This is a genomic window from Pseudomonas sp. A (genome assembly GCF_056270345.1).
The window spans coordinates 2,315,852-2,334,334 of record NZ_CM149873.1; the positions used below are offsets into that span (position 1 = coordinate 2,315,852).

Annotated in this window: 18 protein-coding genes; 4 read left to right on the forward strand and 14 right to left on the reverse strand. The window is 65.2% G+C overall.

Annotated features, from left to right (window positions below; translation table 11 throughout):
• Nucleotide 1: 1 nt before the first annotated feature.
• From AC0MAZ_RS10485 to AC0MAZ_RS10500, 4 genes are all read right to left on the reverse strand, one after another.
• The gene (locus tag AC0MAZ_RS10485; protein ID WP_203647660.1) at nt 2-796 is read right to left on the reverse strand and encodes an ABC transporter permease; all 795 of its coding nucleotides are present in this window, start codon (nt 794-796) and stop codon (nt 2-4) included.
• Complete coding sequence (locus AC0MAZ_RS10490; RefSeq protein ID WP_475861031.1) at nt 786-1,625, reverse strand: ABC transporter permease; 840 nt, start codon at nt 1,623-1,625, stop codon at nt 786-788. Before AC0MAZ_RS10490 ends, AC0MAZ_RS10485 begins: the two co-directional genes overlap by 11 nt.
• The gene (locus AC0MAZ_RS10495; RefSeq protein ID WP_186712771.1) at nt 1,622-2,428 is read right to left on the reverse strand and encodes an alkaline phosphatase family protein; all 807 of its coding nucleotides are present in this window, start codon (nt 2,426-2,428) and stop codon (nt 1,622-1,624) included. The genes AC0MAZ_RS10490 and AC0MAZ_RS10495 overlap by 4 nt, the downstream gene beginning before the upstream one ends.
• Nucleotides 2,429-2,574: 146 nt before the next feature.
• Nucleotides 2,575-3,633 (reverse strand): ABC transporter substrate-binding protein, encoded by a 1,059-nt coding sequence (locus tag AC0MAZ_RS10500; protein WP_475861033.1) that lies wholly within the window; start codon nt 3,631-3,633, stop codon nt 2,575-2,577.
• A gap of 327 nt (nt 3,634-3,960) precedes the next feature.
• On the opposite strand from AC0MAZ_RS10500, the gene AC0MAZ_RS10505 reads away from it, so the two are divergent.
• Entirely contained in the window at nt 3,961-4,674 is a 714-nt protein-coding gene (locus AC0MAZ_RS10505; RefSeq protein WP_198744252.1) for a UTRA domain-containing protein, read from the forward strand.
• A gap of 99 nt (nt 4,675-4,773) precedes the next feature.
• Here the strand turns inward: AC0MAZ_RS10505 and AC0MAZ_RS10510 are convergent, their stop codons facing one another.
• The 7 genes from AC0MAZ_RS10510 to minC form a co-directional block, all read right to left on the reverse strand.
• Nucleotides 4,774-6,927 carry a mechanosensitive ion channel family protein gene (locus AC0MAZ_RS10510; protein ID WP_254463862.1) on the reverse strand — a complete coding sequence of 718 codons (2,154 nt, stop codon included), beginning with the start codon at nt 6,925-6,927 and terminating at the stop codon, nt 4,774-4,776.
• A gap of 44 nt (nt 6,928-6,971) precedes the next feature.
• Nucleotides 6,972-7,142, reverse strand: coding sequence for a hypothetical protein (locus AC0MAZ_RS10515; RefSeq protein ID WP_167388396.1), 171 nt, complete (start codon nt 7,140-7,142; stop codon nt 6,972-6,974).
• A gap of 224 nt (nt 7,143-7,366) precedes the next feature.
• On the reverse strand, nt 7,367-8,656 hold the full coding sequence (locus AC0MAZ_RS10520; RefSeq protein WP_203647657.1) for a M18 family aminopeptidase: 1,290 nt from the start codon (nt 8,654-8,656) through the stop codon (nt 7,367-7,369).
• Nucleotides 8,657-8,818: 162 nt separating this feature from the next.
• Nucleotides 8,819-9,454, reverse strand: a complete 636-nt coding sequence (locus tag AC0MAZ_RS10525; RefSeq protein WP_084941741.1) for an RluA family pseudouridine synthase — start codon at nt 9,452-9,454, stop codon at nt 8,819-8,821.
• Nucleotides 9,455-9,603: 149 nt separating this feature from the next.
• Nucleotides 9,604-9,858, reverse strand: a complete 255-nt coding sequence (minE, locus tag AC0MAZ_RS10530; protein ID WP_023631120.1) for a cell division topological specificity factor MinE — start codon at nt 9,856-9,858, stop codon at nt 9,604-9,606.
• A gap of 3 nt (nt 9,859-9,861) precedes the next feature.
• Nucleotides 9,862-10,674 (reverse strand): septum site-determining protein MinD, encoded by an 813-nt coding sequence (gene minD / locus AC0MAZ_RS10535; RefSeq protein WP_203647656.1) that lies wholly within the window; start codon nt 10,672-10,674, stop codon nt 9,862-9,864.
• A gap of 96 nt (nt 10,675-10,770) precedes the next feature.
• Nucleotides 10,771-11,532: a septum site-determining protein MinC gene (gene minC / locus AC0MAZ_RS10540; protein WP_203647655.1), complete on the reverse strand. Its 762-nt coding sequence runs from the start codon at nt 11,530-11,532 to the stop codon at nt 10,771-10,773.
• A 100-nt stretch (nt 11,533-11,632) separates the two neighbouring features.
• Here minC and AC0MAZ_RS10545 point away from each other — a divergent pair, with 100 nt between their 5' ends.
• Nucleotides 11,633-12,568: a lipid A biosynthesis lauroyl acyltransferase gene (locus AC0MAZ_RS10545; protein ID WP_475861037.1), complete on the forward strand. Its 936-nt coding sequence runs from the start codon at nt 11,633-11,635 to the stop codon at nt 12,566-12,568.
• Between the two features lie 144 nt (nt 12,569-12,712).
• Entirely contained in the window at nt 12,713-13,861 is a 1,149-nt protein-coding gene (locus AC0MAZ_RS10550) for a patatin-like phospholipase family protein (protein ID WP_232856735.1), read from the forward strand.
• A gap of 135 nt (nt 13,862-13,996) precedes the next feature.
• On the opposite strand, the gene AC0MAZ_RS10555 is transcribed toward AC0MAZ_RS10550, so the two are convergent.
• Nucleotides 13,997-14,812, reverse strand: a complete 816-nt coding sequence (locus AC0MAZ_RS10555) for an MlaA family lipoprotein (protein WP_050704582.1) — start codon at nt 14,810-14,812, stop codon at nt 13,997-13,999.
• On the reverse strand, nt 14,805-16,103 hold the full coding sequence (locus AC0MAZ_RS10560; protein ID WP_475861038.1) for an alpha/beta fold hydrolase family protein: 1,299 nt from the start codon (nt 16,101-16,103) through the stop codon (nt 14,805-14,807). Before AC0MAZ_RS10560 ends, AC0MAZ_RS10555 begins: the two co-directional genes overlap by 8 nt.
• A gap of 216 nt (nt 16,104-16,319) precedes the next feature.
• Here AC0MAZ_RS10560 and AC0MAZ_RS10565 point away from each other — a divergent pair, with 216 nt between their 5' ends.
• A complete protein-coding gene (locus AC0MAZ_RS10565; RefSeq protein WP_475861041.1) occupies nt 16,320-16,688 on the forward strand; it encodes a hypothetical protein in 369 nt (122 codons plus the stop codon).
• A 91-nt stretch (nt 16,689-16,779) separates the two neighbouring features.
• Here AC0MAZ_RS10565 and AC0MAZ_RS10570 read toward each other — a convergent pair whose 3' ends face one another.
• Nucleotides 16,780-18,333, reverse strand: a complete 1,554-nt coding sequence (locus AC0MAZ_RS10570) for a glycoside hydrolase family 17 protein (protein WP_475861043.1) — start codon at nt 18,331-18,333, stop codon at nt 16,780-16,782.
• Nucleotides 18,334-18,483 lie beyond the last annotated feature (150 nt).

Below are 18,483 nucleotides of genomic sequence, written 5' to 3' on the forward strand. Positions count from 1 at the left end.
GTCAGGTCTTGTCCTTGTTCAGGCGGTTGGCGACCCAGGTCAGCACCAGCACGAAGGCGAAGTAGGAGATGACCAGCGCGCTGTTGAAGTGGCCGCTGCTGTTGCGCATGTTGTTCAGGTACACCTGCAGGGTCTCGTAGCGGGTGCCCACCAGCAGGTTGGCGAACACGAACTCGCCGAACAGGAACGAGAACGACAGCAGCAGCGCCACCATCAGGCCCTTGCGCAGGTTCGGCAGCACCACCAGCAGCGCCGCCTTCAGAGGGCTGGCGCCAAGCAACTGGGCGGCGTCCATCAGGTCGCGCAGGTTGATGGCTTGCAGGTTGTTGGTGATCGCCCGGTACATGAACGGCAGGGCGATGGTGAAGTAGCAGCCGATCAGGATCCACGGCGTGCCGACCATGGCCAGCGGCCCGCTGCCATACAGCTGCAGCAGGCCCACCGCCGACACCACCGGCGGCACCGCGAAGGGCAGCAGGATCAGCACGTTCATCAGCGCGTCGAGTTTCGGGAAGTGGTAGTGCACCACGAACAGGAGCGGCAGGATCAGCACCACCGAAAGCACCAGCGCACCCACGCACACCAGCAATGACTGGCCGAAGGCGGCGAGAAAGCGCGGCTCGCTCCACAGCGCCAGGTACCACTTGAAGGTCAGCCCGCTGGGCAGCAGGGTCGCCGACCAGCTGGTGGCCAGCGAGTAGAGCAGGGTGCCGGCCAGCGGCAGTAGCAGGATGAGGAACAGCAGATACACCACCACGCGGTGGTAGAGTCCGCCGGCGTTGTTCTCAGCGCGCATGGTAGCTCCTCTTGAGCAGCCATTGATGGACCACCGTGACCACCGTCATCAGGCCCACCAGCACCATCGCCAGGGCGCTGGCCAGGTTCGGGTCGAGGCTGATGTCGCCGGCCACCAGCCCGGCGATGCGGATCGGCAGCACGTTGAAGTTGCCGGTGGTCAGGGCGTAGACGGTGGCGTAGGCGCCCAGGGCGTTGGCCAGCAGGATGACGAAGGTGCCGAGCAGCGCCGGGGTCAGCACCGGCAGGCCGATATGCCGCCAGAACTGCCAGTGGCTGGCGCCGAGCAGTGCGGCGGATTCGCGCCAGTCCTCGCGCAGGGCGTCGAAGGCCGGGTAGAGCAGCAACACGCCCAGGGGGATCTGGAAGTAGGTGTACACCAGGATCAGGCCGGTCTTGGAGTAGATGCTGAAGTCGCCGAGCAGGCCCATCTGCTTGAGCAGCAGCGTCAGTGCACCGTTAAAGCCGAGCAGGATGATGAAGGCGAACGCCAGGGGCACGCCGGCGAAGTTGCTGGTCATGTTGGCGAAGGCGCTGACGAAGTCGCGCAGCTTCGAGTCGACCCGGCGCAGCGAATAGGCGCCCAGGGTGGCGATGACGATGCCGAACAGGCTCGACCAGAAGCTGATCTCCAGGCTGCGTTGCAGCGCCTGCAGGTAGAACTTCGAGGCGAAGATCTTGCTGAAATTGGCCAGGCCCCAGCCGCTCTCGCTCTGCAGGCTGTTGAGGGCGACCCAGGCCAGCGGCGCGACCTGGAAGATGATGAAGAACACGGTGAACGGCAGCAGGCAGAGCAGGGCCAGGTAGCGGCCACGATGGCTTGCATTCACTTGAGCAGCTCCCGGCAGACCGGTTTGTCGTGGGCGGCGCCAAGCAGTTCGCAGATCGTGCCGCACAGTTCGGTCTGCAACGGCTTGGCCGCGGGATCGAGGCTGAACGCCTCGCCGAACACGAACAGCGGCACTTCGCGCTCCTCGGCCAGCAGGCCGTTGTGCGAGCGGTCGTTGTTCATGCCGTGGTCGGCGGTGACCAGCACCTGGTAGCCCTCCTCGAGCCAGCGTGGCAGGTAGTCGGCCAGGAGGATGTCGGCGCTGCGCGCGGCATTGCGGTATTGGCTGCTGTCCAGGCCGTGGCGGTGGCCGGCGTCGTCGATGTTCATCGGGTGCACCAGCAGGAAGTTCGGGGCGTGGCGGCGGCGCAGGTACTCGGCGTCGGCCAGCAGGTGCGAATCGGGGTAATGGTCGGCGTAGTAGAACAGGCCGTGCTGGATCGGCAGCTTCGGCGCGTGGGTATGGCGGTCGCGCAGCGGGTCGAAGGGCGAGCGGTTGTACAGCTCGCTCATCCAGTGATAGGCCGCGGCGGCAGTGCCCAGGCCAGCCTCGCGGGCGTAGTGGAACACGCTGCGCTGGTTGGACAGGCGGTTGACGTTGTTGTGCACGATGCCGCTGTCGATCGGCGGCACGCCGGTGAGGATGCATTCGTACAGCGGTCGCGACAGTGACGGCAGTTCGCATTCAAGCCGGTACAGCGCGGCGCGGTCGGCCTCGACGTAGGCGTGCAGGTGGCCCATGGCATGGTGCGCGACCTGGTGGTTGAGGCCGTCGAGCAGGACCAGGATGACGTTGTGTTGCATGGTGGCTCCAGTCATATACCGCGTTGCCTTCTTCGCGGGTAAACCTGCTCCCACAGGAAGTGATGCTGTCCTCAAGGTCAGCACGGCACCTGTGGGAGCGGGTTTACCCGCGAAAGGGCCGGTTCAGGCGCTAGACAACTCGCCCCTTACTCCATCTCGATGATCACCTGCTCCTGCCATTTCTGCGGCAGGGCCTTGGAGGTCGTTTCCCAGACTGCGGCGTCTTTGATCGGCTGGGCGGCCTTGTACTGTTCGTTGGGCAGCAGCTTGGCCTGCACGTCCGCTGGCAGCTTCAGGTGCTCGGCACGGATCGGCCGGGCGTGGCCGATGGCCAGGTTGGTCTGCCCGGCGTCGCTGAAGATGTACTCACGCGCAAGCTTGGCTGCGTTCGGGTGCTTGGCATACTTGTTGATGATGGTGGTGTAACCGGAAATCACCGAACCATCGGACGGGATCAGCACTTCGAAGCGCTTGGGGTCGATCTGCTCGCGGTAGCTCAGGCCGTTGAAGTCCCACACCACGCCCACTTCCACCTCGCCCTTCTCCAGGGTCTGGATGGTCGGGTTGGCCAGCGACAGGCGCTTCTGTTGGGCCAGCTTGGTGAACAGCTGCAGGCCCGGCTCGATGTTGCTTTCGTCGCCCTTGTAGGCGATGGCGGCGGCGAGCACGCCGTTGGCGGCCTGGGCGGCGGTGCCGACGTCACCGATGGCGACCTTGTACTTGCCCTTTTCCAGGTCGTGCCAACTGGTGGGGCGTTCGCCTTCCTTGACCAGGTCCTTGTTGATGATGAAGGCGATGGTGCCGGTGTAGGCCAGCGCCCAGTGGCCGTCCTGGTCCTTGGCCCACGCCGGCACCTGGTCCCAGGTGCTCGGCTTGTAGGCCTGGGTGACGCCCTTGGCGACCGCGATCGGGCCGAAGGCGGCGCCGACGTCGCCGATATCGGCGCTGGCGTTGTCCTTCTCGGCGTCGAACTTGGCGATCTCCTGGGCCGAGCTCATGTCGGTGTCGCTGTGCTTGAGGCCGTACTTCTTGGCCAGGTCTTCCCAGGTGCCTTTCCAGTTGGCCCAGGCATCGGGCATGCCCACGCTGTTGACGGTGCCTTCCTTGCGGGCGGCGTCTTCAAGGGCCTTGAGGTCCTGGGCCATGGCCGAGGTGCAAAAAGCGATGGCCGAACCGAGCAGTGACGCCATGAACAACTTTTTCATCCGAAGCTCCTTTGGTGGGTGCCTTGCATTCGTTGTTATGAACAGAAGCGGTGCTTGCGAACCCTTGGTCTAGGTCAGCAAACCTTGAGCCAAGGTAGGCCTGTTGCGTGACAGTTTGATGTAAGGAGAGGGCGCGGGTGGCAGGCCGATGGCTCTGGGAATACAGCGTAGACCACATCGAAAGCCTTGAATCGCGTGGCCTGGCCCGGATCTGGCAAGTCCCTGGGCGAGGCTTTGTCACAGGATGTTCATCAGCCATGCCTAGGCTTGTAGCCATCGCCACATGCCCTGTTATGGGGCTGGACTAGTCCAGATAGGTAACCTTTGATGCAAGCGACGCCACCGCGCGCGGTAACAGCCATCTGCCATGCCCTGCAGGAGCAGATCGAACACGGCCTGCTGGCCCCCGGCGGCAAGCTGCCGGCCGAGCGCAGGCTCAGCGAAGTGTTCGACACCACGCGCATCACCCTGCGCGAGGCGCTGGTGCAGCTGGAGGCCCAGGGGCTGATCTACCGCGAGGAGCGCCGTGGCTGGTTCGTCGCGCCCGAGCGGCTGACCTACGACCTGATCGAGCGCAGCCATTTCCATGCGATGGTCCGCGACCAGGGGCGGGTACCGAGCACCGAGTTGTTGTCGGCGCGCCTGCAGCCGGCCTCGGCGTCGATCTGCGCGCGCCTGCGCCTGCCGGCGTTGTCCAGCGTGGTGCGGATCTGCCGTTTGCGGCGCATCGACGGCAGGGCGGTGCTGTATGCCGAGCACTACCTCAACCCGCGCTACTTCCCGGGGATCCTCGAGCTGGACCTGGCACGGTCGCTGACCGAGATCTACGCGCGGGAGTACGCTATTCACTATGGGCAGGTGTGTTTCGAGATCCTGCCGACCGCGTTGCCGGTGGCGGCGGCGGGGGCGCTGAAGGTCTCGGCGGGCAGTCCGGGCTTGCATATCACCCGGGTCAACAGTGACCAGCATGGGCATCTGATTGACTGTGACCTGGAATATTGGCGCCACGATGCGATCCGCATCCGTGCCCAGGCGGGATAAGGTGTTGGATTCTTCGCGGGTAAACCCGCTCCCACAGGGACCCCACAATTTTCGAATGTGTGGCAATCCTGTGGGAGCGGGTTTACCCGCGAAAGGGCCCTAACTGGAGGACCCGGTTTCCGCCATCTGGCCCCCTCCGGCCGTCACCACCTGCACCGACAACCGCGGCGTCGCCAGGTCCAGCCCCGCCTCGTCCAGCTGCCGCTTCAACGCCAGGTTGAACGCCCGCGACACCTCCCACTGCTTGATCGGCGCAGTCTTGAACCGCGCCCGCAGGATCGCCGAACCCGACTCGAAACTCTCCACCCCCTGCAGCTCCAGCGGCGACCAGATGTTGCGGCGCATCAGCGGGTCGTTGCGCAACTTCTGCCCCACTTCGCGGATCAGCGTGATGGCCTGGTCGATGTTCATGCTGTGCGGAATGGCCACGCGGAAGATCGCATAGCCGAACTCCCGCGAGTAGTTCTTGATGCTCTTGATCTCGCTGAACGGGATGGTGTGCACGATGCCGTCGATGTCCCGCAGGCGCACGGTGCGGATGGTCAGGCCCTCGACCGTGCCCAGGTGGCCGCCGACGTCGACGTAGTCGTCGATCGCCAGCGAGTCCTCGATGATGATGAACAGCCCGGTGATCAGGTCGGCCACCAGCGACTGGGCGCCGAAACCGATGGCCAGGCCGATGACGCCGGCACCGGCCAGCAGCGGGGTGACGTTCATGCCCATGTTGGCCAGGGCGACGATCACCGCGATGATGAAGATCACCACGAACATCACGTTGCGGATCAGCGGCATCATGGTCTGCGCCCGGGCGTTGGCCAGGCCCCGGCGCGAGCGCACCAGGGCATGGTGCACGGCGGTGTCGGCGAGGATCCACACCAGCCAGGCGACGATCAGCGTGCCGGCCAGGCCCAGCAGGCGCAGGCTGACCTCATGGCCGTCGCCTTCGGCGAAGCTGATCATCGAGCGACCCCACACACGCAGGCCCAGTTCGATGAACACCAGCCAGATGAACAGGTGCACCAGCACGTAGCCGAAGTTGCGCAGGCGTTCGGTGTAGACCGCCTGGCGCTTGTTGGCGCGCCTGGGCTTGGCGGCGTGGCGTCGGACCAGGCCGTTGAGCACCATGCACACCACCACCAGCACCGTGCACATCAGCGATTGGCGCAGGGCGGTGCTGGTGTCGCCGGCGGAGACGAAGGTGGCGAACAGCGAGATCGCCACCAGGATCAGCGCCGGGACGTACCAGAAACTGCCGAGCAGCTCGATGGTGTCGCTCAGGGTGCGCCGGGTCAGTCGTCGGGACAGGGGCTGGTTGCGGATCAGGTGGGCGATCGGGCGGCGAAAGCGCAGGATGAACAGCCCGGTGCACAGCGCGGCGACGACATTGGCCAGGGTGGCCAGGGCGTGGGCCAGGTGGCTGCCCAGCGCGGTGGTCAGGCGCGGGTCGCTCATCGCCTCGCCGAACGCGGCGAAGCTGCCGATCAGCCACAGCGGGCGGAATGCCTGGTGGCGCAGGATGTGCAGGGCGCGGTGGCGATGCGGGCCGTCGAGCAGCGAGAAGGCGATCACGCAGATCGCCGAGAACAGCGTGCCGACCACCAGCGCGTAGGCCAGCACCATGGCCATCGACTTGCCCAGCGAGGAGGGCAGGGCGAAGCTCAGGTACACGGTGAACACCAGCGCCACCAGCCACGGTCCCAGCTTGCGCAGGGCGAAGCGCACCAGGTCCCAGGTACGTGGGTGCTGGGGCAGTTCCTCGGTCAGGCCGAAGCGCAGGCGCACGCGGTGGCCGATCCAGTTGAAGGTGTAGGCCAACAGGCTCCAGACCAGGATCACCCCGGCAAAGCCGAACAGGATCGCCGGCCACTGGTGCACCGGCACCACCAGCGCGGCCAGCTCGTCCTGCGCCTGGTCGATTTCCAGCGACCAGCGCTTGAACGGGCTGGCATCGCCGCTGAACTGCTGCTCGAAATCGTGCAGGGCGCCGCCGATCAGGCCGAGCACGCCCTGCTCGACGGTGGGTTGCGATTGTTTGGTGGCGTCGCGCAGCTTCTTCAGGTCGGCCAGCAGCTTGGTCCGTTGCTGGTCGTTCTCCAGGTTCTTGATCACCTCGTCCAGCGACTTGCCCAGCGGTTCGCTGGCTTCGGGCTGGGCGGGTGTGCTGGAGCCGAGCAGGCCGGGCAGGCCGGCGGCGTGCGCCGGGGTGACGAACAGCAGGAACAGCAGCGTGATGCAACGCAGAAGGGCTGGCACCGGAAACTCTACCTCAGGTCAAACGTTTGCCCGAGTGTAGTGGTTTACGACGGCAGTTTCTCGAGGATCTTCCAGCAGGTGAGGCCAAAGATGCCGAGGGTGCCGATCCACATCATCAGCACGCCGACATTGCGCTCGCGCAGGCTGAAGCCGATGGTCAGCAGCATCAGGAACAGGAACACCGGCACGAAGAGGGAGAGGAAGGGGGATGACATGGACGGCAATCCTTTTGCTGTGGGGCATGTCTTAAGCATAGCGGGTTGCGCGCGGAGGGCGTTGATCCGGGACAGTTGCGTCGCCTGTGCCGGCCTCTTCGCGGGTGAATCGCATCGGCGCACCGCCACTCCCACAGGAATATCACTGGGCTCAATAACAGTGATATCCCTGTGGGAGTGGCGGTGCGCCGATGCGATTTACCCGCGAAGAAGGCGACTCGGTCTCAGGGCAGTTCGCGACTGCGGTAGAACGCGCTGAGCACCTTCACCAGGTGTGCCAGGTCATGGCTGCCGCACAGCTCGCGGATCGAGTGCATGGCGAAGGTCGGCAGGCCGATGTCGACCGTGCGCACGCCCAGGTGGCTGGCGGTGATCGGGCCTATGGTCGAGCCGCAGCCCATGTCGCTGCGCACCACGAAGCTCTGCACCGGTACTTCCTCGGCCATGCACAGGTGGCGGAAGAAACCGGCGGTTTCGCTGTTGGTGGCGTAGCGCTGGTTGTTGTTGACCTTGATCACGGGGCCGGCGTTGAGCTTGGGACCGTGGTTGCCGTCGTGCTTGTCGGCGTAGTTGGGGTGCACGCCGTGGGCGTTGTCGGCCGAGACCATCAGCGAGCGCTGGATGGTGCGCACGTATTCGTCGCCCTCGGGCAGCAGGCGCTGCAGGGTCTGCTCGAGCATCGGGCCGTCGGCGCCGCAGGCCGAGCACGAGCCGACTTCCTCGTGGTCGTTGCACACCAGCACGCAGGTCTCGTCGCTGTCGGCACCCAGCAATGCCTGCAGGCCGGCATAGCATGACAGCAGGTTGTCCAGGCGGGCGGCGGCGATGAAATCGCCGTTCAGGCCGATCAGCGCGGCGTCCTGGGTGTCGTAGAAGCTCAGCTCGTAGTCCAGCACCACGTCGGCATTGAGGTCGTGCTCGCGGGCCAGCTGCTCGGTGAGCAGGGCGCGGAAGTCGATGCGCTCGTCGCCGGCCACCTGGGCCAGGATCGGCGGCAGCTCGGTCTGCGGGTTGATCTGCCAGCCTTCGTTGGCGGTGCGGTTGAGGTGGATCGCCAGGTTCGGGATCACCGCGATCGGCAGCTTGAAGTCGATCAGCTGGCTCTCGACCTTGCCGTCACGGCGGAAGGTGACCCGCCCTGCCAGCGACAGGTCGCGGTCGAACCAGGGCGCGAGCAGGGCGCCGCCGTACACTTCCACGCCCAGTTGCAGGAAGCCCTGGCGTTGCAGCTCGGGCTGCGGCTTGACCCGCAGGCACGGGCTGTCGGTGTGGGCGCCGACCATGCGGATGCCGCCCAGCAGCGGCGAGAGCTTGCCGAGCTTGATGGCGATGATCGAGGAATCGTTGCGGGTCACGTAGTAGCGACCACCGGGCACGGTGGCCCAGCTGTCGCGTTCGTCCAGGCGCTGGTAACCGGCGGCCTCGAGGCGCTGCGCGAGGCTGGCGGTGGCATGGAAGGGCGTCGGGGAGGCCTTGAGGAATTCGATCAGGCCGGCGTTCAGGGCATCGCGCATAAGTCACTCCAGACAGCAGTGGCGCGAGTTTAGCGTAAATACTCGAAAATTTGTGTCGGCCTCTTCGCGGGTAAACCCGCTCCCACAGCTGCCGCGCAGATTTCAAGTTAGGCACTCTCCTGTGGGAGCGGGTTTACCCGCGAAGAATCCAGCGCCGATGGATCAGAACGGTGCCGGACACTCGAACTTCAACCGCTCACCCGAAACCGGATGGGTAAAGCTCAGCATCGACGCATGCAGGCACAGCCGCTCATGGGCCGCCAGCGCCTCGGGGTTGGCGTACAGCCGGTCGCCCAGCAGCGGGTGGCCGATCGACAGCATGTGCACGCGCAACTGGTGCGAGCGTCCGGTGATCGGTGTCAGCTCGACCCGGCAATGATCGCCACAGCGCTCGACGATGCGCCAGAAGGTCAGGGCGTGCTTGCCCTGTTCATGGTCGACCACATGACGCGGCTTGGTCGGCGGGTCGTAGCGCAGCGGCAGGTCGATGCTGCCGCTGTCCAGGGTCGGTTGGCCCCAGCACAGCGCGGTATAGGCCTTTTCCGTCTCGCGGTCGTGGAACTGGCGCGACAGCTCGCGGTGGCTGTCGGCGTCGCGGGCGAGCAGGATGATCCCCGAGGTTTCCCAGTCCAGGCGGTGGACGATCAGGGCATCCGGGTAGCCGTTTTCCTGCAGGCGGGTGATCAGGCAGTCCTTGTTGTCCTCGGCGCGGCCCGGCACCGACAACAGCAGGGTCGGTTTGTTGATCACCAGGATGGCGGCGTCTTCGTGAAGGATCTGGATGTTCGACAGCGGCATTGCAGGTTCTCTATAGACAATCGGGGCCGCTTTGCGGCCCTTTCGCGGCACAAGGCCGCTCCTACAGGGGGGGCAGGGCCTGTGTAGGAGCGGCCTTGTGCCGCGAAAGGGCTGCAAGGCAGCCCCAGGATCAGCCGGAAGTGCTTGAATCAGCGATCAGGCAAAGTGATGTTCAGTTCCAGAATCGAGCAACTGCCCTGGTTTTCCAGCTCGATCTGCACGTCATCGTTGCCGATATTGACGTACTTGCGGATCACCTCGACCAGCTCCTTCTGCAAGGCTGGCAGGTAGTCCGGGGTGCTGCGCTGGCCACGCTCGTGCGCCACGATGATCTGTAGACGCTCTTTCGCTACCGACGCGCTGCTCTGTTTCTGTCTGCCACGAAAGAAGTCAAAAAGGTTCATGGTTTATTTGCCTCCAAACAGGCGCGCGAAGAATCCTTGCTTCGGCACTTCGATGAACCGCAGCGGCTTTGGCTTGCCCAGCAGGCGGTCGACGGTGTCGCTGTAGGCCTGGCCGGCATCGCTCTGGTCGTCAAGGATGACCGGGATGCCCTGGTTGGAGGCCTTGAGTACGGCTTGGGATTCGGGAATCACACCCAGCAATTCGACCGAGAGGATTTCCTTGACGTCTTCGACGCCAAGCATTTCGCCTTTCTCGACGCGCTCCGGGTGATAGCGGGTGATCAGCAGGTGTTCCTTGATCGGGTCGTCACCTTGCTCGGCACGGCGCGACTTGCTGGACAGCAGGCCGATCATGCGGTCGGAGTCACGCACCGACGAGACTTCCGGGTTGGTCACGACAATGGCTTCGTCGGCGAAGTACATCGCCAGGTGAGCACCTTTTTCGATACCGGCCGGCGAGTCGCAGACCACGAACTCGAACTGCTCCTTGAGCTCCATCAGGACCTTTTCGACGCCTTCCTTGGTCAGGGCGTCCTTGTCGCGGGTCTGGCTGGCGGCCAGGACGAACAGGTTCTCGAGGCGCTTGTCCTTGATCAGGGCCTGTTGCAGGTTGGCTTCGCCATTGACCACGTTGACGAAGTCGTACACCACGCGGCGTTCGCAGCCCATGATCAGGTCGAGGTTACGCAGGCCGACGTCGAAGTCGACGATGACAGTCTTGTGCCCGCGCAGCGCGAGGCCGGTACCGATAGCGGCGCTGGTGGTGGTCTTGCCCACACCCCCCTTGCCGGAAGTAACCACGAGAATCTTGGCCAAGGTGTTTCACCCCTAAATAATCGGGACAGGCGTCCCTGCAAATACAAAAAACGGCAACTGGAAAAAAGTTGCGCTAAAAATGCCGGCAAGTATCCGTTAAAGACGGGTGATGTTCAACACGTCGCCGGACAGGCTGACCTGCACGCCCGATCCCCACAGCGGGTCGCGGCGCAGGTCTTCGCAGACTTTGTACTGGCCGGCGATCGAGACCATTTCCGCGGTCATCTGCAGGCAGAAGATGCGCGCCTTGGTATTGCCTTTGATACCCGCCAAGGCACGGCCGCGCATGGCGCCGTACACATGGATGTTGCCATCGGCGAGAAGTTCCGCGCCGGGGCTGACGGAGCCCGTGACCACGAGGTCGCCGCCCTGGGCGTAGATCTGCTGGCCGCCGCGCACGGTCGAGGTGATGATCCGCGTCGGGCGTACCTCGGGTTCGGCCGGTGCCGCTGGTGGAGCGGGTGCAGGCTCGGGCGTCTTCACTTCCGGCTCGGGTTCCAGCGGGCGTTCGCGGGCCCCGGACGGCGGCAGCACCGGCAGGTCGATGGCGATCGCCGCGGCGATGTCCTCGATGCGGCTGGCACGGATCGCCAGGGTGCGCAGGCCATGATGACGGCAGATGCGCATCAGCCCGGGCAGGTCGATGGCGCCCGAGTCATGGGGCAGCTTGTCCAGGGCCAGCACCAGCGGGGTGTTGCTGAAGAAATTCGGCGCCTGCGCCACCTTCGCCGCCAGCTGGCGGTCGAGGGATTCGAGGTCGTTGCGCGCCAGTTCCAGCACGGTGATGGCAAGCATGCTGCCCTTGAGCTGGAACACGGGGGCGTTGTCGGGTGTCTGGTTGGGGCTCATGGTCTGCATAGACGGCTTGTTGCGAAAAAAGTGCCCTGACTTATAGCGATAAGACCGATTGCCCGCAACCGATGTAGAATGCCGGGCTCATGTCTTGCCGGAAGCTTCAATGGAACGCCCGCGTTTTCGATCCTCTTTCCTCCACCCGCGATTCTGGGGCCTGTGGCTGGGCCTGGGCCTGCTGTGGCTGGTCGCCCAGCTGCCGTACCGCGCCCTGCTGGGGCTGGGTCGCGCCCTGGGCGCGGTGATGTACCGGGTGGCCGGCGAGCGCCGGCGCATTGCCGCGCGCAATCTCGAACTGTGTTTCCCCGAACTGTCCGGCGACGAACGGCAACGCCTGCTCAAGGAAAACTTCGCCTCCACCGGCATCGCCTTCTTCGAGATGGCCATGAGCTGGTGGTGGCCAAAGGCCCGTCTTGCACGCCTGGCCCACATCGAGGGCATCGAGCACCTGCAGGCCGCCCAGCGCGAAGGCGAGGGCGCCATCCTCATGGCCGTGCACTTCACCACCCTGGAGATCGGCGCTGCGCTGCTGGGCCAGGCCCACACCATCGACGGCATGTACCGCGAGCATGGCAACCCGGTGTTCGACTTCATCCAGCGCCGTGGCCGCGAGCGCCACAACCTCGATTCGCTGGCCGTGGAGCGTGATGACGTGCGCGGCATGCTCAAGCTGCTGCGCAAGGGCCGGGCGATCTGGTACGCGCCGGACCAGGACTATGGCGCCAAGCAGAGCATCTTCGTGCCGCTGTTCGGCATCCCCGCAGCCACGGTCACGGCCACCACCAAGTTCGCCCGGCTGGGCAAGGCCCGGGTGATTCCGTTTACCCAGCGACGGCTTGAGGACGGCAGCGGCTATCGTCTGGTGGTGCACCCGCCGCTCGAGGACTTCCCCGGCGAAACCGAGGAAGCCGACTGCCTGCGTATCAACCAGTGGGTCGAGGGCGTGCTGCGCGAGTGTCCCGAGCAGTACCTGTGGGCGCACCGGCGCTTCAAGTCGCGGCCCGAGGGCGAGCCACGGCTGTACGACAAGAAGAAACGCTGACTGTTGCTATAGCAGGGCCGGCCTCTTCGCGGGTAAACCCGCTCCCACAGGGGGTATGTATATGCTAAGGCCGGCACTGTACCTGTGGGAGCGGGTTTACCCGCGAAGAGGCCAGACCTGTCAACCATTATCCAGGAAGGAAGCATGTCCCCAACCACCGGCCTGATCCTCTCCGGCGGCGGTGCCCGCGCCGCCTACCAGGTCGGCGTGCTGGCCGGCATCGCCGAACTGCTGCCCCCTGGGGCGGCGAATCCCTTCCCGGTGATCGTCGGTACCTCCGCTGGCGCCATCAATGCCGTCAAGCTGGCCAGTGGCGCCACCCGCTTCGCCGAATCGGTGCAGCACCTCACCGCCTTCTGGCAGAATTTTCGCAGCCACCTGGTGCTGCGCAGCGACTGGCCCGGGGTGATCCGCCAGGCCAGCCGCTTTGTCGGCCACAGCCTCTTGGGGCTCGGCGGCCAGGTGCCGGTGGCGCTGCTCGACAGCCGCCCGCTACGCCGCCTGTTGCATGAACACCTGGACCTGGACGGCATTGCCCACTCCCTGGCGGCCAATCAGCTGCGCGCCATCGCCGTGACCGCGTTCGGCTACGAGTCCGGCCAGGCGGTGACCTTCTACCAGGGCCGCGACACCATCGAACCCTGGCTGCGCCACCGGCGCATCGGCATGCCCACGCCGCTGACCATCGACCACCTGCTGGCCAGCTCGGCGATCCCGCTGCTGTTCGCGCCAGTGCGCCTGGGCGATGAGTTCTTCGGCGACGGCGCGGTGCGCCAGTCGGCGCCGATCAGCCCGGCGCTGCACCTGGGCGCCAGCCGCGTGCTGGTGGTCGGCGTCAGTGGCAACCCCCAGCGCCCGGCGCCGCCCTTGCCGACCCAGCGCGTGTTCAGCGGCCAGCAGCCAAGCCTGGCGCAGATCGGCGGGCACATGCTCAACAGCACCTTCATCGACAGCCTCGAGGACGATATCGAGCTGCTGCAGCGGCTCAACCATCTGAGCCACCTGATGCCGGCGCACCTGGACGCCCGGCGCCTGGGGCTGGCGCCGATCGAGGTGCTGGTGGTAGCGCCCAGCCAGCCGCTGGACGAGATCGCCGCCCGTCATCGGCGCGAGCTGCCGGCGGCGCTGAGGCTGTTCCTGCGTGGGCCTGGCGCTACCAAGACCAGCGGCGCGGGGGTGCTGAGCTACCTGCTGTTCGAGGCGAGCTATTGCAGCGAGCTGATCGAACTGGGGCGCAAGGATGCATTGGCCAAGAAGCGGGAGTTGTGTCAGTTCCTGGGATTGCCCGCCTGACCCTGTAGGAGCGGCCTTGTGCCGCGAAAGAGCTGCAGAACAGCCCCAGGATGTGTGCCCATCTCAAGATTGCCGGGGCCGCTTTGCGGCCCTTTCGCGGCGCAAGGCCGCTCCTACAGGGGATCGGGGTTGCCGTTATTCAGCAATCTGCAACTTGCGCGCCTGGGTATACACGTAACGCAGCTTCTCGTACTCGAACGGCGAGTTGGTCTGCCCGTAGCGGAAGTTGGTGGTGTAGCGCTTGTCCACCGCCCGCAGCACAGTGAGTTCCGGGTGGTCGCTGGCGGTGTCGGGCACGTTCAGGTAGTTGATCTCCTTCTCTCCCACATAATCGACCACCAGCCCGGTGGTGTCGCGCAGGTTCGACGGCCCGAGGATCGGCAGCATCAGGTATGGCCCGTCCGGCACCCCGTAGAAGCCCAGGGTCTGGCCGAAGTCCTCGCTCTGGCGGGGCAGGCCCATCTTGGTCGCCGGGTCCCACAGGCCGCCGACACCGATGATGGTGTTGAACATCAGCCGCGCGGTAATTTCCGCCGAGCGCTTGGGCTTGAGCTGCAGCACGCTGTTGAACAGGTTGGGCACATCACCCAGGTTGTTGAAGAAGTTGCTCACCCCGGTGCGCACGAAGCCTGGGGTGACATAGCGGTAGCCATCGACCACCGGCAGGAACACCCACTGGTCGAAGCGGTAGTTGAAGTGGTAGATGCGCCGGTTCAGCGATTCCAGCGGGTCGTAGATGTTCAGCGCGGCGAGGGTCGAGCGTTCGAACTCGCGCTGGTCAAGGCCAGGGTTGAACTTGAGCTCGCGCAGCGGATCGACGAAACCGTCGGCCTCCACGGTGAGGGTTTCGGTCTTGTCGGCCTCGACCACGCTGGCACGCGGCGCGACTTCCTCGGCCAGGGCGCAGCCGCTGGCGAGCAGGGCGGTGACGAGCAGCAGTCTGTTAACCACGGAAGAACTCCAGCATGGCGTCGCTGTTGACGCGGTAGTTGAGGTTGCCGCAATGGCCGCCATGGGGGTAGAGCGTCAGGCGTTCGCCGAACACCCGGCGCAGGAAACCGATGTCGCCGGGGCCGAGGATCACATCGTCGGCATTGTGCATCACGGCGATCTTGGGGCTGGCGCGCAGGTAGTCCTCCAGTGCGTACAGGCTCACCTGGTCGACCAGTTGCAGCAGGCTGTTGCCGTCGGTGCGCGCTCGCCACATGGGGATTACCTGCTCGGTCAGGTAGCAGTCGAAGTCGCATTGCAGGGCCCGTTTGAAGAACGGCTCCAGGCTGCTGCCCTCGGTGATCGGGAATTTCGGCGGGATGATCAGGCCGCGGCGGTTGATCAGGTCGGAGGTGAAGGCGATGTCGGCGGCCGAGAAGCGGAACGAGGTGCCGATGAGCATGGCCATCTGTTCATTGGACAGGTGCTGGCGCGACTTCTGGAAGTCGTACAGCAGCGCTTCGTTGAGGTCGATGTAGCCCTTGTCCTGGAAATATCGGGTGAGTTTCTCCAGCATCAACTCGTAGAACGTGGTGCTGCGATCGATGCCCTTGACCCGGGTCTGCACCAGCTTGTCCAGGTTGCTGATCGAGGTGTACAGGTTGACCGGTGGGTTGAGCAGCAGTACGCGCTTGAAGTTGAAGCTCTGGCGGGTCTCGTCGAGCTTGCTGACGAACGCCGCGTCCAGCGCCCCGAGGCTGTAGCCGGTGAGGTAGTACTCGCTGACCGGCAGGTGTGCCTGCTGGGCGCGCACCGCCTGCATGACCCGGTACAGGTCCTTGGCATCCTCGCTGGTCACCCCGGGGGTAGCGAAGCGCGAGGCGGCGCTCATGAAGTCCCAGCTGGTCGGCGAGGACAGTTGCACCACGTGGTAGCCGGCCTGGTAGAACAGCTTCTTCAGGTACTCGTTGATGCTGCTGGAGTAGGGCGCGCCGGTGCCGGCGATCAGGAAGATCAACGGCGCTTTGTGGTCCTGCTTGGCCAGGCGGTAGCGCAGTTTCTTCACCGACCAGAAGTTGTCGGGCAGGGTGAACTCGCGCTCCGGGCGCAGGGTGAGGCTGTAGTCGGCCTGGTCGATGTCGTCGTCGCTGGGCAGCGTCGGGCGCTGTTCCGGCGGTGTGGTGGCGATGGTCGCCTCGAACGGGTTGGTCAACGGATAGCCGTAGCTCGCCGCGTCGATATCCCGCGCCGAAGCGGCCGCAGCCATGAGCAGGCCACCCAGCAGGGCGGCGAGGCGCAAAGATCGAAGCATGTAGTCCCCCAAGGAAAACGCAAGGTCGTGCAGTACGCAGGCTAGGACCACGGCATGTCGGACAAAGTTGCCCGTTGCCCTGTCGTTCGTCGCACAAGATGTTGCCGCGCCGGACAACGTTTGTCTTGTGCAACATAGCTGCCGGGCCATGATTTTGCCTTGTCGCGGCCCCTGGGCGATCATGCAACGTTTCGATTACCGCTATTGGAGATCCGCATGGCGCGTTGGAGGCCGGTCGTTGCCCTGTTGCTGTTCCTGCCGCTGTGGCTCGCGGCCAGTTATGGCGTGCGCTATGGGCTGATGGAGGATGCTCGGTGGGTCGGGCTGTGCAGCGTGCCGGGAGAGGTCTGGCAATGCCAGGTGCGTTCGCTGCTGGGGCTGGGGATACATTTCCAGATAATTGCCTGGGGGGCATTGGGGTTGGCGTTGCTCTGCCAACTGGTGCCTGGCCGAGGCGGATGGTGGCTGGCGGCGCTGGCGCTGCTGTTCGGGATTCCGGCGCTGGTGCTGTATACCGCGAGCATCGCGGTGTTTGCCGTGGTGCTGGCGGGGTTGCGGCTGGTGCGCCGATCACTGGTTGCCTGACAGGGCCTATTCGCGGGTAAACCCGCTCCCACAGGGTAGCGGAGTACCCTCTGTGGGAGCGGGTTTACCCGCGAAGAAAGCAACGCATTATTCAGGCCTTGCGCAAACGCAGGCTGCGCCACAAGGCGGTGGTCATCAACACGCTGACCACCGCCCAACCCCAGGCCTGTCGATTCGCCAACCCTTCCTGGAACAACTGCGGCGCCACTCCAGCGCCCACGATAAAGGCCAGCAACGCCACCTCCGCCCGCCGCGCCGGGACCGGCCGCAGCAGATAGACCACTGCCGGCAGCAGCAGCGCCGCACTGGGGAAGCTGCGATAGCGCGGGTCGAACACCATCGCCAGCATGCTCACCGCCGCGGCGAATCCGGCCGCCAGCAGCCATGTGCCGGCATGCTTTTCCAGCCAGGCGAACAACCGCTGGCGCCAGCCGTCTCTGCGAGCCAGGGCCAGCGCGCCATGGGCCAGCACCAACAGGTTCAAACCGGCCAGGGCCACCGCCCACAGCCATTCCCCGGCAAAGCGGGCATTGGTGCGCATCAGCTCCCCCCACAGCCCGAGGCTGCCGGCGCCCAGGGCCGCCAGCAACGGCAGCAGCAGGGCGGCACGGCGGCTTGCCGGGCGCCCGGCCAGAGCCAGGGTCGTCAGCATCAGTATCACACTGGCCAATAACCACTGCGGCCACAGCGCCAGGTTGCTCACCGGCCCTTCAAGCACGCCCTTGTCCTGGCGGTCGGCATCGTACAGCCCCCAGTAGCCGCCCACGGCGCCTTCGCTGGCACGCTTCCAGGGCTGGTCGAACGCCTCGATCAGGTTGTAGCGCCAGCCGTTAGCCTCGGCCAGGGCGACGAAGCCGCGGATGAAACGCGCCTCGTTGATCCGACTCGGCTCCGCCGTCTCACGCTGGCGTCCTTCGCTGGGCCAGCCGGTCTCGCCGATCAGGATGTCCTTGGGCGCGAAGCGGTTGCCGAATACCTGGCGCACTTCGGCCACATGGGCCAGCGCCGCATCGATGCCACGTGGATCGTCTTCCCAGTAGGGCAACAGGTGGATGGTGAGGAAGTCCACCGCCGGTGCGATCTGCGGGTGTTGCAGCCAGAACTCCCAGACATCGGCGTAGGTCACCGGCACCTTCACCTGGCTTTTCACTTTCTCGATCAGCCCGGCCAGGCGCTCGCCGGTGATTTCCTTGCGCAGCAGCGCCTCGTTGCCGACGATCACCGCGCTGACCACGTCGGGGTTGGCGTTGGCCGCGGCGATCAGCAATTCGATTTCCTTGTCGGTGTCCACGGGGCTTGAGTTGACCCAGGCACCGAGCATCACCTTCAGGCCATGCTTGCGGGCCAGCGCCGGGATCGCCTCCAGGCCGGTCATCGAATAGGTGCGGATGCACTGGAATCGCTCGCTCAGCAACGCCAGGTCGGCGTCCATGCGCGCCGGGCGCAGGCGAAACGGCTGGTCGAACGGCGACTGGTCCTTGTCGAACGGGGTGTAGGACGCGCACTGCAATTTGTGCGTCGGGCTCGCCGCATCGGGCAGGTGCACCGGCTTGCCGAGGCCGTACCAGAGCGCCCACAGCCCGATGAGGGCGAGCAGGCAGGCGAGCAGGTAAGCAGGCAGGAGCAGTCGGGTGTTACTGGGCATCGGGCGGTCCGTCGGCAAGCACAAAGGGCTAGATGATAGCCGCAAATGACCGGCGCCAAGCCTTTGGCATGCAAGGATCGCGCAGGCCGCTCGGCTGGCATGGCGTTAATGGCACAGTGCTGTCGCTGATCGTTCGCTGGAGGTCGCTGA